This window comes from Micromonospora globispora, assembly GCF_003857015.1.
GTDB classification, from domain to species: domain Bacteria; phylum Actinomycetota; class Actinomycetes; order Mycobacteriales; family Micromonosporaceae; genus Micromonospora; species Micromonospora globispora.
Map to the genome: position 1 here is coordinate 1 of NZ_QGGF01000473.1, position 13715 is coordinate 13715.

The 13715-nt window shown below is 69.2% G+C and carries 11 protein-coding genes and 2 pseudogenes; 4 read left to right on the top strand and 9 right to left on the bottom strand.

The genetic code is table 11. From position 1 onward, the window contains the following. The first annotated feature begins 908 nt into the window (after positions 1-908). The 3 genes and pseudogenes from DKL51_RS25365 to DKL51_RS25375 all read left to right on the top strand — a co-directional run. Positions 909-3122: a DEAD/DEAH box helicase gene (locus tag DKL51_RS25365; protein WP_109943856.1), complete on the top strand. Its 2214-nt coding sequence runs from the start codon at positions 909-911 to the stop codon at positions 3120-3122. Between the two features lie 393 nt (positions 3123-3515). Beyond that, complete coding sequence (locus tag DKL51_RS25370) at positions 3516-3833, top strand: hypothetical protein (protein WP_207783780.1); 318 nt, start codon at positions 3516-3518, stop codon at positions 3831-3833. Positions 3834-4101: 268 nt separating this feature from the next. Then, positions 4102-5082, top strand: a pseudogene (locus DKL51_RS25375) (IS5 family transposase); the annotation flags it as partial. Between the two features lie 58 nt (positions 5083-5140). Here DKL51_RS25375 and DKL51_RS25380 read toward each other — a convergent pair. From DKL51_RS25380 to DKL51_RS25390, 3 genes are all read right to left on the bottom strand, one after another. After that, on the bottom strand, positions 5141-5905 hold the full coding sequence (locus DKL51_RS25380; RefSeq protein WP_109943848.1) for an alpha/beta hydrolase family protein: 765 nt from the start codon (positions 5903-5905) through the stop codon (positions 5141-5143). A gap of 217 nt (positions 5906-6122) precedes the next feature. Beyond that, positions 6123-6956 carry an SDR family NAD(P)-dependent oxidoreductase gene (locus DKL51_RS25385; protein ID WP_124812588.1) on the bottom strand — a complete coding sequence of 278 codons (834 nt, stop codon included), beginning with the start codon at positions 6954-6956 and terminating at the stop codon, positions 6123-6125. Next, the gene (locus DKL51_RS25390; protein WP_109943850.1) at positions 6953-7582 is read right to left on the bottom strand and encodes a TetR/AcrR family transcriptional regulator; all 630 of its coding nucleotides are present in this window, start codon (positions 7580-7582) and stop codon (positions 6953-6955) included. Before DKL51_RS25390 ends, DKL51_RS25385 begins: the two co-directional genes overlap by 4 nt. A gap of 56 nt (positions 7583-7638) precedes the next feature. On the opposite strand from DKL51_RS25390, the gene DKL51_RS25395 reads away from it, so the two are divergent. Next, the gene (locus tag DKL51_RS25395; RefSeq protein WP_109943851.1) at positions 7639-8355 is read left to right on the top strand and encodes an SDR family oxidoreductase; all 717 of its coding nucleotides are present in this window, start codon (positions 7639-7641) and stop codon (positions 8353-8355) included. Positions 8356-8634: 279 nt separating this feature from the next. Here DKL51_RS25395 and DKL51_RS36670 read toward each other — a convergent pair whose 3' ends face one another. The 6 genes and pseudogenes from DKL51_RS36670 to DKL51_RS25420 all read right to left on the bottom strand — a co-directional run bounded on the left by DKL51_RS36670 (position 8635) and on the right by DKL51_RS25420 (position 13455). Next, the gene (locus tag DKL51_RS36670; RefSeq protein WP_243422290.1) at positions 8635-9045 is read right to left on the bottom strand and encodes a hypothetical protein; all 411 of its coding nucleotides are present in this window, start codon (positions 9043-9045) and stop codon (positions 8635-8637) included. A gap of 74 nt (positions 9046-9119) precedes the next feature. Next, a pseudogene (locus DKL51_RS36970) lies at positions 9120-9506 on the bottom strand (class I SAM-dependent methyltransferase); the annotation flags it as partial. Positions 9507-9679: 173 nt separating this feature from the next. Continuing rightward, entirely contained in the window at positions 9680-11458 is a 1779-nt protein-coding gene (locus tag DKL51_RS25405) for an ABC transporter permease (protein ID WP_109943852.1), read from the bottom strand. Between the two features lies 1 nt (position 11459). Further along, a complete protein-coding gene (locus tag DKL51_RS25410) occupies positions 11460-12206 on the bottom strand; it encodes an ABC transporter ATP-binding protein (protein ID WP_109943853.1) in 747 nt (248 codons plus the stop codon). 43 nt (positions 12207-12249) lie between these two features. After that, positions 12250-12789 (bottom strand): PadR family transcriptional regulator, encoded by a 540-nt coding sequence (locus DKL51_RS25415; RefSeq protein WP_109943854.1) that lies wholly within the window; start codon positions 12787-12789, stop codon positions 12250-12252. Between the two features lie 294 nt (positions 12790-13083). Beyond that, complete coding sequence (locus tag DKL51_RS25420; protein ID WP_109943855.1) at positions 13084-13455, bottom strand: VOC family protein; 372 nt, start codon at positions 13453-13455, stop codon at positions 13084-13086. Positions 13456-13715: the final 260 nt, after the last annotated feature.

The window sequence follows — 13715 nt, forward strand, 5'->3', positions numbered from 1 at the left end:
GATCACTTAATCGACGTACCCGAACCGGCTCTGCCACCCCGACAGCCTGACGGCCCCACGCCGGCCCAGCCCTTCACTCAGGCCGGCGTGTCACCAACACCGCCAACGTTTGTGGTCAGAGCACTAGGCGAGCGGCCCCGCCACACCTAATAGCCATGACCTTGTGGAACATGATGAGAGCTGCCCGCACTCACGTCGGCATGTCCGGACACTCCGAGGGCTGCTGGGTGGTCACGCTCCGCAGCGCGCGGATCGCGGCTGATGAGCGGATACCGTTGACCCGTCGCGTTGGAACCGTGTCCGCTGTTGCTTGCGCTTGGTCACTGGCGCGGCCGGTCAACGGGCGCCGGCAAGCTGGGCGAAGTGGATCACGAGCGCCTTAGCGCCGCGCGAGTTCGTCGGTCAGCGCACCGGCACGTGGGTGACCCGGATTCTCATGATCCAAATGTTGCTCGTCTGGATGGTCTTGTCGATGTCGCTCGGACGCAGCATCGCCGCGCCGTCCGCGCCGAGAGGTTCGGGTTGGCGGTGCTGCCACAGCCGCCACCAGGTACCGGTCCGCCGATTGAACGACAGGTGCGCGTACCTTGCCGATCCAGCAGGAAGATCATGTCCGGGTTGCTGGCATTTGGCGTCCAGGGCTTCTCTTCGGCGACATGTACGGCACTCCTTCGGCGGTGACCGGCGGTGCTGACGCGACGTGCGCCGCCGCCGACCGACAGCCGTCCGTTATGCCCTAAGGTATGCTATTGCGTCGATAGGCGTCGGCGCGGTTCGGAGCGGCGTACCGAGCACCACGGCCGGTCTGTCGGTACGTTCAAGGGCATGTCTCTGCAGTACTCCACGGTGCTACAGCGGCCGGCGACCCGGCCGGACGTTGCAGGCCCGTTGCCGTGCCCGCCGTCGCGATGACGGCCCCGAGTCGCCGGGAGACACGCGCGCTGCTGGCCCGGGCAGCCGAGGCACAGGCCGACGCCGAAGCGATTGTCGAGACCGTCAGCTCGGCCCGTGCGAAGGCCGTCGAGGCGTACGCGATCGCGCGTGAGCCCCAGGTGTGGACCGCGATCGGGAAGATGTCGATCGAGACGGTCAAGGACACCGTGGACGGTCGGGCCCGGCTGGACGAGCTGCCGGCACACAGCATCTACTCGGTCGCCGACTTGCTCCGGGCTGGCCCGGACCGGCTGATCGGCGTACCCGGCATCGGCAAAGGTACGGCACGCAAGAGCATCCACGCCGCCGAGCAGCTCAAGCGGGCGGCGCAGGACTCGCTGCAGTTCCGGATCGAGTTCGACCCAAAGAACCCGGACATGACCCGCTTGCTGCGGGCGCTGGCCAACTGGGGCGCGGTGTGGCACGCAGCCGGGGTACACGAGGCCGACGCCGGACGGGTCGCCTCGGAGCTGGCCACGCAGCGGCCGATCGCCGAACCGACCGGGGCCGGACGGCTGCGCCGGCTGTTCATGCGGGCCGGGGACAAGGCCATCGCCGACGACGCGGCGCGGCGGGTACGGGCCATGTTGGACACAGCCGAGTCCACTGGCCAGCGGCGGGCCGCCCAGGAGGTACGCGCGGTCCGTACGCCGAGCGACGAGCAGGTCTGGCGCGACTTCGAACAGCACTCGGCGGACTACTACGGCCTGCTCAGCCAGGTCGTCGGCCTCGGCGGCGACGTCGCCGCGAGCGAGGGCTACCTGCCCGCCGACATCGTCGAACGGGTCGGCGCGCAGCAGTTGGACACCTCCCGGCTCAACGACAGCCTCCGGTTGCGCGGCTACCAGTCGTTCGGTGCCCGGTTCGCCCTGGTCCAGCGGCGGGTCGTGCTTGGCGACGAGATGGGGCTGGGCAAGACGGTCCAGGCCATCGCCACGATGGCGCATCTGGCCGCCCGTGGCGCCACCCACTTCCTCGTCGTCTGCCCGGCCAGCGTACTGATCAACTGGGCTCGCGAGATCGCCCGGCACTCGACGATTCCGGCCATCAGCCTGCACGGCAACGGCCGGGCGCGGGCGGCGGCCCGATGGCGGGACGAGGGCGGTGTCGGCGTGGTCACGTTCGGCGCGCTCGGCGCGCTCGGGCTTCCCCCACCCAGGCCCGCACTGCTGGTCGTCGACGAGGCGCACTACGTGAAGAACCCGAACGCGAAGCGGTCGCAGGCGGTCAACCGGGTCGCGGCGGAGTCCAACCGGGTGCTGTTCCTCACCGGTACGCCGATGGAGAACCGGATCGACGAGTTCCGGGCCCTGATCGAACACCTGCGGCCGGAGATCGCCGCCGGCATGGGGCCCGAGCACGCGGCGATCAGCGTCGAGGCGTTCCGGCGCGCGGCGGCGCCGGTCTACCTGCGCCGCAACCAGCCCGACGTGCTCACCGAGCTGCCGGATCTGGTACAGGTTGACGAGTGGGAAGAGTTCGGCGCCGAGGACGGAGCCGCGTACCGGGTCGCGGTGCGCGAGGGCAACTTCATGGCCATGCGCCGGGCCGCGTTCGCCGTTCGCCAGCCGCACCACTCGGCGAAGCTGACCCGCCTGCTCGAGCTGGCCCGGGAGGCGATGGCCAACGATCGCAACGTCGTGGTCTTCTCGTACTTCCGCGACGTACTGGCCGTGGTGTACGCCGCGCTCGGTACCGACGCCTGCGGGCCGATCACCGGCTCGACGCCGGTCGCCGACCGCCAGCGCATCGTGGACGAGTTCACCGCCGCGCCGAAGCCGGCCGTACTGGTGTGTCAGATCGAAGCCGCCGGGGTCGGCGTGAACATCCAGGCGGCCTCGGTGGTGATCCTGTGCGAGCCACAGGTCAAGCCGTCGATCGAGGCCCAGGCGATCGCCCGGGCACACCGGATGGGGCAAGTGCGCACCGTCCAGGTACACCGCCTGCTGATCGCTGATTCGGTCGATGAGCGGATGATCGAGCTCCTCGGCTCGAAGGCGCAGCTCTTCGACGCGTACGTCCGGCACAGCACCATCGCGCAGGCCGCGCCGGGCGCCGTGGACATCTCCGAGGTACAGCTGGCCCGGATGATCGTGGCGGAGGAGCAGCAGCGGCTGGTCGGCACGCCGGAACCGCCTCGCCGCCTGGTCACTACCACAACGTCCGCCCAGCACACCCGCCCACAGTGATGACCCGGTTCCGGCGGCTGGTGCAGCAGGTCCCGAGGCAGTGGCCGCCGGAACACGAGTCGCCGCCGGTGACGTTCGACGACATCCTGCGTTTCGCGATGGCCGACCGCCCGGTCGCGCTGATCAGAACGGCGTCCAGGGCCGGAAAGGCGGTACCGGCGGGCCCGGGGAACAGTCGACCGTTCCGCTCGATGATCGCCCGATCCGAGTAATTGATCGATTTCAGAATGATCGCCGAATTGGTGCACTCTCTTTTCGGCAAGAGCGCGTACTCGGCACCGTGGCCGGGAACAAGGATAATGTATACGGACGGTGACGAAGATCCGGCGGCCGGCACACATGCTCGACGGCAGAAGTGAGCCCTTCATCGAGGCTCGTCGATAACCTCCGTCCGTGGACGTCCAGCCGGCTCAGGCGCCGTTGTTGCGCACAACCTGGCCGATCTTCGCCACCGAGCTCGCTGCGGCCCTCGATATGTGCGGCGAGGCTCAGCTGAAGGAGCAGGTCGAGCGGCTGCGCATCGTCGAGGTGTGCTCCTGTGAGGATGAGTTCTGCCAGAGCTTCTACACCGCGCCGAAGCCGCGGAGACCGTACGGCGACGGCCACCGCAACGTCTGCCTCGATGCGCCGTGGCCGGGTTACCTCATCCTCAACGTGGTAAACGACGACGTCGTGTACGTCGAGGTGCTCTACCGATCGTCGCTGTGCTGACCACCTGACGCGACCACCGCCATGCCTGTCGTAGTCAGCGGTCGCGCGTTCGACGGACGCGATCCGCGGCAGATCCGCGCACGTGACCTTGTTCGGGTGCCCGCCAACGGCGGCCATGGGGCCGCTGCGGACTGTGGATGTGACAAGGCCACCCGCGACTGACCAGACCGGCGGTGTCCTCGGAGGCCATTAGGGCCTGCCTGGAGTCGTGATCAATGCGGTCTGTCTCGGACCCGAGGGTTCATGCCGAGCTGGTAGAACGCTCCCGGTGACCCGACGTGAACTGAGCGATGATGAGTGGGAACTGATAGAGCCGTTTCTGCCGATGGGGCGGTACGGCCCTTTCCCGCAGCGCCTGCGCGAACAGTTCGAGGGCGTCATCTGGCGGTTCCGCACTGGGCAGCCAATGGCGAGAGGTGCCCGAGGAGTTCGGGGCCTGGCAGACGGTCTACGACCCTTTACCCAGTGGCGCGACGTCGGCGTGTTCGCCGCGTTGATGGAGGGGACGATCGCCGAGGCCGCGCGGCGCGGCCAGGCGGACATGTCTTTGGTCAGCGTGGACTCCACGGTGGCCCGCGCCCATCACGACGCGGCCGGGATGGTGGTGGAACCGGAGATCTTGGCGGCGCTGGAAGAGGCTGCGGCGCAGGAGAAGGGGCCGCGGATACCGGGCAAATCGCCCCGGTGGCCGTCGGCTCGCCGGCTGGGGAGTCCGAGCGGGCCGAGCGCGGACGGCTGCGTCGGCGCCGCCGGGCCCGGCTCAAGGCGGCGGCGCTGGGTCGCTCGCGCGGTGGGCTGACCAGCAGGGTTCACCTTGCGGAGACCGGCGCTGCCGCCCGCTGGCGTTCGTGCTCACGCCCGGACAGGCCGCCGACAGTCCCCGGTTCATCGCGGTGCTGGAGAAGGTCAAGGTACGCGGACCGGTCGGCCGTCCGCGCACCCGACCGGACGCGGTAGCTGCCGATAAGGCGTACTCCTCGCGGGCGAACCGCGCCTACCTGCGCAGACGCGGGATCAAGGCGGTCATCCCGGAGAAGGCCGATCAGGCCGCGAACCGCAAGAAGCGCGCCAGGGACGGCGGCCGGCCGGTGACCCATGACGCTGAGCTGTACAAGAAGCGCAACACGGTGGAGCGCTGTATCAACAAGATCCGGGCGTGGCGGGGCCTAGCCACGAGCTACGACAAGACGCCCGCGAGCTACATGGCGGGCTCCAACTACGCGGATCCATCATCTGGATACGCAGCCTCAACCCTGGGCCGCGGTCGCGGCGCCCAGCTGGCAAGCCGGACGCCGCAACCGCGCACGTCAGGCCAGCGAGGTGACCGCTCGGCCGAAGTGCCGGGCGAAGAACCGGACCGCGCTGTCGGCCTCGAACCTGGGCAGCTCCTTGTGCTTGCCCGCGTTGGCGTGCAACGTCTTCTCCTTCGAGGCGAAGGCGTCGAACAGCGCGAGACCGGCCTCGCGCGGGATGTGCTCGTCGTCCCACTGCATGTCGAACTCGATCGGGATGGTGATCTGCTTCGCCTCCTCGGCCAGGACGTCGGGCCAGTGCTGGCCGAAGACCGCGGCGGTGATCCTGGGTTCGATCGCCACAAGCGGTATTCCGATTGCGGTTCCCATGTTGATGCCGAAGTAGCCGACCAGCCCGTCGGCGCCGATCTCCGGAAGTTCCTGGAGGGAGTCCAGGGTGGCCTGGTACTCGGGGACGGCGAGCTCCGCCAGGTGGGCGTTGTAGCGGACGACGATCGGGCCTTCCGGCTCGCCCGCCGCCCTCGCCCGGTACAGGGCAGCGATCTCCTGCTCGTCGTGCGCCGTGCGCGGCCGGTCGCCGTGACCGGGCGCGTCGATGACGGCGACGTGGAAGCCGCAGCCGGTCACGAGGAGGCGGGCGCGGCCCGCCATCGCCGGATGCTTCTTGTGGTTGCCGCCGCCGTGGCCCATCAGGATCAGGGGTGCGCGAACGGCGCCGGAAGCCGGCGACCAGAGAACTCCGGGGACGTCGCCCACGGTGAAGTCGCGTTCGATCATGCCGTTCGACGGCGACTCGGCGGTGAACTGCAGAGAGTGCATAGGGGTTGCCTTTCGGGAGTGCCCTGTTGTCGAGGCGCTCCCGGCGATACCTACGTCAATCGCCCGACCGTGACGAGAAGGGGAGCACCCACATGGATACAGCGTTCATGGGTCTCACCTCCTCGGACGGTGTCTCGGTCGACTGCAAGCTACCAGCTCGACCGCGATCCCGCCCACCCCGTTGCCCCGCCACGTGATCACAACTCCAGACAGGCACCTAGTCGATGTCGGCGTGATCGACCAGTTGTAGGCTGCGCCGCCACAGCTCGGCACGCGCCGCAGCGTCGTAGGCCTGGGGGTTGGCTTTGGTCTCCCGGGTGCGGTCGAAGAATCGGCCGGTGGTCGTGGCGACGTCGGCGCCGCTGACCAGTCGATGGGTGGCGGTCACTCCCTCGTCGAGCGTGTCGATGGTGTAGCCGATTTCCTGCAGCACCATCTTGGTTGGCATGTATGTCGCTGGGTGCAGGCTGTTGACGGTCACCTGGGCGGCGGACAGTCGGGTGGCGAGTTCGAGGCCCGACATGATCTGGGCGAGTTTGCTCTGGCCGTACGCGCGCATGCCGCTGTAGTCGCGTTCGATCATGAGATCGTCGAAGTCGATCGGGTGTTGGCCGATGGAGGCGACGTTGACGATGCGGGCCGGCGCTGAGCGACGCAGCAGCGGGAGCAGTTCGAGGGTGAGCAGGAACCCTGCGAGGTAGTTCACGGCGAAGCGCAGTTCGTGTCCGTCGGCACTGGTCCGTCGGGTACGTCCGTCGGGTTCACCGCCGCCGATGCCGGCGTTGCTGACGAACACGTCGAGGCGGTCCGTGGTCTCGCGCACGTCGGTGGCCAGACGACGTACCTGGGCGAGTTCGGCCAGGTCGGCGAGGACGGTCCGGGGCCGCGGGACACCGTACGCCTCGCGGATGGCCTCGGCGGTGCGGTCGAGCTTGTTCGGGTCTCGGCCGTGCAGGATCAGGGTGGCTCCCTCGGTGGCGAGCCGGTGGGCGAGGGCCCGGCCGAGGCCGTCGGTGGCGCCGGTGATGAAGATGGTCCGTGGATCGGTCATCGGTGCTTCCTCTGGGTGGAGGTGGGTGGAGCGGTTCCGGGTTGTGGCCCGCCGAGGATGGTCACCAACTCGTCAGCCAGCCGATCGTCGGGCGGTTGTCGGGTGGCGAGCACTCGGTACCACAGGGTGCCGAAGACGATGTCGGCGATGGTGCCGGGTGATGGCACGGCGGGGAGGTCGCCGCGTTCCTGCGCGCGGTCGACGATGATCGCGAGTGCGTCACGCCGGCGCTGCAGGAACGAGTTACGGAACCGCTCGCCGAACTCCTCGTCGATCTGCGCGTGGGCCATCAGGGCGCGCAGTACGCCCATGACCCGCCGGTCGCGCCCCAGCTTGAAGCTGGCCGTGAGAAAGGTACGCAGGTCGGCGGCGTAGCTTCCCTCGTCCGGGATCGGGATGTGCAGGTTGGCCTTGGCGGCCAGGGCGTCAAGCAGCACGTCCGCCTTCGACGGCCACCAACGGTAGATCGTCTGCTTGCCGGCGCCCGAGCGCGCGGCGATCCCTTCGATCGTCAGACCGGCGTAGCCGACCTCCTCAACAAGCTGGAACGCCGCGGTGAGGATCGCGAGCCTGCTCTCCTCGCTGCGCTTGCGACCAGGGCGGGCCGGGATCGGTTGGTCGTTCACGAACCCATGCTAGCGTAAACCGAGACGAGACGTAACGGTTCGAAATAGGAGATCAGATGAGCAATACCGCGCTTGTCGTCGGAGGTACGTCCGGCATCGGGCTGGCCACCGCCCGCCGGCTGCACGCCCTCGGCGCGAGGGTGCACGTCGTCGGACGCGGCAAGGAACGCCTCGACGAGATCGCGACCACCGACCCGGAGATCACCGGCCACCAGGCCGACGGCGGCGACCGCGCCGAGATCGGTACGGTGGTCGAGGCCATCGGCCGGATCGACTGGCTCGTCGTCGCCCTCAGCGGCGGCGAAGGCGGAGGATCGATCGCCGACCTCGACCCGGACACGCTCCGCCGCGCGTTCGACGCCAAGTTCTGGGGCCACCTCACCACCATCCAGGCAGCGCTGCCGTACCTCGCGCCGACCGGCTCGATCACGCTGGTCAGCGCGATCAGCGCCCGGGCCGGCATCCCCGGCACCGCCGGTCTCGCGGCCGTCAACGGGGCGGTGGAAGGGCTGGTGAGGCCGCTCGCCGTCGAACTCGCGCCGATCCGGGTCAACGGCGTCTCGCCCGGCCTCGTCGACACGCCCTGGTGGAGCGGCCTACCCGACGATGCCCGGCAGGCCTACTTCACCCAGGTCGCCCAGGTGCTACCGGCCCGGCGCGTGGCCACCGCCGACGACATCGCCGAGGTCGTCGTCCTGGCCGCGACGAATGCCAACCTCACCGGCACCGTCATCGAAGCCGACGGCGGCGCCCGCCTGGTCTCCCTGGGCTGACCGGCGCTGGGGAGCCCGACCTCCCCGGTCGGGCTCCCCCGCACCCAGCAGATTCCGCGACCGTCGCTCACCGAATCACCTGTACCTATGCGGCGGGGCCCGGCCGGCCATCGCGCGGGGTGCGCAGGCAGTCGGACGCTGCACCCCCACGGTTCCATGTGGGTTGACCCCAGCAGCGAGATCTTGCCCCTGGATGGCCCTCCTGCCATCGGCACGACCGCGCGACCAGCGGCATGTCCGGATGACCGTTCGTAGGGCGGGCATCTGATTATCGAGGCACTACTGCTCGCAGCGCCGACGCGCGAGATGGACGGTGATGTCGGCGGCAACCTCGACCGCCTCAGGCAGGACCTGCATGATCCGGCTATATACCTGCTCTTGCTCGAAGGTCGGCAATTCGAGATAGGCCGAGATGGTCGAGAGATGGCCAACGTAGTCGCGAGCACTCATCGTCAAGCGCCGCTCGATCACGGACTGCTGAACATCGGCGAACCACTCAGACCGTTGGAGCTCCGTACCCGGCCACTGCATGTCATGTTCCGGGGGCGTCCCATCTGGAGACGGAACCTCGTCGCTCTCCATAAACGGTGCCCGGGCCGCGCGCACAGCTTCCTCCACAGCCGGGTCAGCCAGCCGGATTGGTCCACCGAACGAGGCAAACACGCCACCCGGCTCCAGCAGCGCGGCCATGCGCGACCACCGACCCTCGGGTTGGTCCAATGCAGCGCCGCTGCCGCATAGACCAGCTCGTAGCTCTCGCTCGGTCGCAAGTCCTCGAGCGCGGCTTGGATGGTCTTGACGTTTGCTGGCACGTGCTTACGCAGCTCGGCGAGCATGGCCCCGTCAGGCTCGGTAGCGGTGACCGTGATCCCCCGGTGAGCGAACAGGCGGGTTGCTTTGCCGGTCCCAGCGCCAATCTCGAGGGCAGTTCGAACCGGCTGACCCGTGTACGTCATCACCATGTCGAAAAGCTCCACGGGATACCCCGGTCGGAACCGCTCGTATGCTTCCGATACAGCTCCGAAGCTCAGTGCGCGACCAGACATGCCGAGCATCCTGGCACTGTCGGCGCCGTCAGTGCTCGGTCTTTTCGCGCGACGCAGCCGCCCGGTCATGGGCAGCGGAACTCTGAAGCAACGACGATCGCTCATCGGCACGTGCGTATGCCGGCCGAGTCGGCACTCCGTGACGCCGCGTAGCGCGCGGATCGCGGCAAATCCATGCAACTTCTTGTGTAGTTGATGCGTCAGCTGCGACTGCCGTCTCGCTCGGCGGTTCCGCTCGTCGTGGTGCCGCGAGCGGGCTATAGGCCGTTGGCGGCCGGTCAGGTTGGTGTGGATTGGAGGGCGCCGGCGACCGGGCGGCGGGTGGCGGCCAGGGCGGGGATGGCGGTGAGTGCGGCAACGGTGAGGAGGACCGTGAGTGCCAGGGCGAGCATCCAGGAGGCGGGTGCGTACTGCTGGTCGCCCGGACTGGCGACCAGATACAGCCCGATGCCGGCCGGGACCCCGAGGGCGACGCCGGGTATCGCGGGAAGAAGCTGCGCCACCGCCATGCCCACGGTTACCTGTGCGGGTGTGGCGCCGAGTGTGCGGGCGACGGCCAGGGGGTGGCGGGCGTCGAGGACCGCGGTCCAGGTGCTCACGATGGCGTTGATGAGCGCGAGGACGCACAGTACGACGATGACGAGGAGCATGGCCTGGAGGGTTCGCGTGCTCTGGGGATTGGCCAGCTCCGATTCGCCGAGCTTGACCTGCCGGTCCTGCGCCAGGCCCATGAGCAAGGCGGCGACCGCGGTCGCGGTGATCAGGGTGTTCACCATGACGAGGCGGGCGCGGCGGGGGCGACGGGCGTTGATGCGTACCCCGATCAGCAGGGCGGTGGGCATTCGGCGGGACAGCCAGACGCGCCACCCGCGGCGTCGGGGTGGCATGGCGGCGTCGGCCAGCGCGTGGATGGTGTCGGTGGTGGCGGCGCGTAGCACGGGTGCCAGCGTCGCAGCGGCGGCGATGGCGAGGGCGAGGACGGTGCCGGCAACCACGGCGCGCAGCGCGGGCGGATGGGTGCCGGTGGAGCCGAGGAGCCCGGCGCCGGGGTTGGTCAGCGCTGGTGCGGCGAGCCAGCCGGCGGTCAGGCCGGTGCCAGCGGCGGCGAGCCCGATGACGAGGTATTCGGCGAGGTGGACGGCGGCGATCATGGCCGGTCCGGCGCCGACGGCCTTGAGTAGTCCTACCCGGCGGCGTTGGTCGACGACGCGGCCGGCGACGATGTTGGCGACGCTGACCACCGCGAGGGCGGTGAGCAGCCAGCTGCCGACCAGCAGGGCCAGGTGCGCCTGTTTGACGAGCTTGCCGTCCGCGTCGGCGATCTCTATCCAGCTGGTGTATTCGATCCCGCCTATGCCCTTGTGGGTGAACGAGGTGCTGGCCCGCGGGTCCGCGTATCTCAGGTTCAGGGTGTATGACAGCGGCCGCGCGCCGGCCAGCGCGCCGATCTGGCTACGGTCGACCCATACCAGGCCAGCGAATTCGGTCAGGGGGCTGCCCGCATCAGCGCGCCAGTCGGCGCGCGGGTAAACGGCCCTGGCGGCGGTGACCGCGGTCCCGACCACCCGCAGCGGGTGGCCGTTGATGTCGACGGTGTCGCCGATGTGCACGCCGAGGGCGTTGGCGAAGGTGGGCTCGATGACCACGCCCCCGGGGCGTACCCAGGTGCCGGCGGTCACCGCGGGCCGGTCGAGCCCCGCCGGGGAGTTGTCCCGGCCCTGGACGACCGCGGGCACGGTCTTGCCGCGTGCGGTCAGCATCAGATAGGCGATCGGGTACGGTCCGCTGTGTGCGGTGACACCGGGCGCGGTGGCCAGCGGCGCGAGTGCGGCCAGAGCCTCCGGGCCCGTCGCTCCCGGCATCGCCACCACGTCTGGGCCCGCGGTGGCGGCCCGGGTCCGCTCGTACGGCTGGGCGAGAGCATTGTTCAGGGCGAGGCCGAGAGTCAGCGTCGCGGTCGCGGCGCTGATCGCGAGCAGTAGCAGTACGGTCTCGGTGCGCCGCCGGCGCAGGTCCCGGACCATCAGCCGGCACACGAGCAGCAGACGCCCGGCCATCTCAGCGCCACCCGCCGTAGACCGTGCCCGTGCCGACGGTGGTACCGGTGGTGGTGCCGGCGAGCCGGCTGTCGTCGGCGAACGACCCGTCCCGCATGGAGATCACCCGGTCGGCGACCGCGGCGATGCGCGCGTCGTGGGTGACCACCACCAGCGTCTGCCCCGCCGTACGCAGCTCCTCGAACAACCGCAGCACCTCCAGGGTGGCGGCGCTGTCCAGGTTCCCGGTGGGCTCGTCGGCCAGCACGACCAGCGGCTCGTTGCTCAACGCGCGGGCGATCGCGACCCGCTGGCGCTGACCACCGGACAATGCCGACGGCAGGTGCTTGGCGCGGTCGGCGAGCCCCACCCGGTCCAGCAGAGTCATGGCGCGCTGCCGAGCCCGGTGCGGCGACTGTCCGGCCAGCAACGCGGCCAGCTCGACGTTCTCCACCGCGGTCAACTCGTCCATGAGGTGGAACGACTGGAAGACGAAGCCGATGTGATGCCGCCGCAGCCGGGCCAGGCCGCGCTCGCTCATCTCGTCGATCCGGTGCTCGGCCAGCCAGATCTCACCGTCGGTCGGGCGTTGCAGCCCGCCCAGCAGGTGCAACAGGGTCGACTTGCCGCAGCCGCTGGGACCCATGATCGCGAGCGTCTGCCCGGCGGGCACCTCCAGGTCGACCTCGTCGACCGCGCGGACCAGTGCGCTTCCCCGGCCGTACCACCTGGTCACCCCGCGCGCCCGTAGCAGCGCCGACCCGGTCATGCTGCACCACCGGGCATGCCCTCGCGGCCCTCGCTCCGCTCGGTCATCGGTTCCCCTTCTGTTCAGTCCGGTCGCGTTCGGTCCACATGCGTTCGCACGCTTCCAGCCACTCCAGGTCGGCCCGTAGCCGCAGCACGACCCCTTCCAACAACAACCCGACGACCGGATCCACCGACCGCTCCAACGCAGCCCGCTGGGTATCCCGCAGCCGGCGCAGCAGCTCGCGCCGCTGCGCATCGACCAGGGCCACCGGATCGGCCAGCCGGGCAGCAGCGGCGGCCACCAGCTTGAGATGGAACTCGCTGAGGTCCGGCTTCGGCCAACTCACCTCGGCCAGCCACGCGGCGACCCGCTGCTGCCCCGCCGAAGTCAACGCGTACACCCGCCGGTCCGGCCGGTCCGGCAGTCCCTCGGCCCGCTGCGAGGTCACCAGCCCCGCCTTGGCCAGCCGGGCCAGCGTCACGTAGATCTGCCCGGCGTTCATCGCCTCGCCGAGCGGGCCGAGCGCGCCACGCATCCGGCTACGCAGCTCGTACCCGTACGCCGGCTCCTTCGCCAGCATGGCCAGCACCACGTCCTGCACCCAACACACCCTCCGTAGATCAACAATAGATAACCGCTATCCATAGCGATGTCAAATCGGGAGGGGCGGGGCGCAGCAGACAGAGCCGGCCGCCTACCTCAATGGTGTTCTGCGCGAATGTGCTAGAGGCGGCGAGGATCACAGCCCTCGCTGATCAACGACGCCACGTGCACGCACATCGGCACGACCGGACGGCTTCGGCGCCGCAGCCGGTTACTCAGCACGACGCCCGGTCGGCGGCATGTGAGTCTGTCCTGAGCCCAATGAGGACAAGGCTAGATAGGGACACCTCGATTAGCCGTTGGGGCGCGACTCGATTGCCTGCAGCGACCAACTGTTGCCGTCTGGGTCGCGGAAGTAGACGAAGTTGCCCCACGGCTGCACGTCGACCTCGCTCGCCTCGACGCCGGCGTCGAGCAACTGCGTGCGCGCCGCCTCCACGTCGGCAACCACGACCTGGATCTCCTGGGTACCAGGCGTCTTCTTGGTGATGCCTTCGCCGATCACGACGGAACAAGCTGATCCCGGCGGCGTCAGCTGGACGAACCGCAGGCCTTCATGCACTGTGTGGTCGTGATCGGCGTTGAAGCCCACCCGCTCGTAGAACGCCTTGGCGCGGTCGACGTCGGTCACCGGAACGGGAATGAGTTCGATCTTCCAGTCCATCGCCCTACCGTAGGAAGTGGGTACGACATTTCGCTCGCCCGCCCCTACCGTCTCATGAGGAGGGCGGTCACCAGCCCGAGCTGCAGTTGCTCGTGATGAACCGCACCCGGACCCGGACACCGTTTAACCATCCGCGGCAGACATCCTATGTTTTTCGTTGTCAAGAACTGGGGTGGAGATGGGCCCAGGCAGTTGTCTCGTCGTAGGCGGCGCCGGTCTTGAGGCAGCCGTGCAGGATGCCGACGAGGCGATTGCCGAGT

Bases quoted from the DNA above. Each gene is read 5' to 3' on its own strand.
- DKL51_RS36670 (WP_243422290.1), bottom strand. From the start codon at position 9,045: ATGGCCGCGCTGCTGGAGCCGGGTGGCGTGTTTGCCTCGTTCGGTGGA.
- DKL51_RS25365 (WP_109943856.1), top strand. From the start codon at position 909: ATGACGGCCCCGAGTCGCCGGGAGACACGCGCGCTGCTGGCCCGGGCA.
- DKL51_RS25405 (WP_109943852.1), bottom strand. From the start codon at position 11,458: ATGGCCGGGCGTCTGCTGCTCGTGTGCCGGCTGATGGTCCGGGACCTG.
- DKL51_RS25420 (WP_109943855.1), bottom strand. From the start codon at position 13,455: ATGGACTGGAAGATCGAACTCATTCCCGTTCCGGTGACCGACGTCGAC.
- DKL51_RS25380 (WP_109943848.1), bottom strand. From the start codon at position 5,905: ATGCACTCTCTGCAGTTCACCGCCGAGTCGCCGTCGAACGGCATGATC.
- DKL51_RS25395 (WP_109943851.1), top strand. From the start codon at position 7,639: ATGAGCAATACCGCGCTTGTCGTCGGAGGTACGTCCGGCATCGGGCTG.
- DKL51_RS25385 (WP_124812588.1), bottom strand. From the start codon at position 6,956: ATGACCGATCCACGGACCATCTTCATCACCGGCGCCACCGACGGCCTC.
- DKL51_RS25410 (WP_109943853.1), bottom strand. From the start codon at position 12,206: ATGACCGGGTCGGCGCTGCTACGGGCGCGCGGGGTGACCAGGTGGTAC.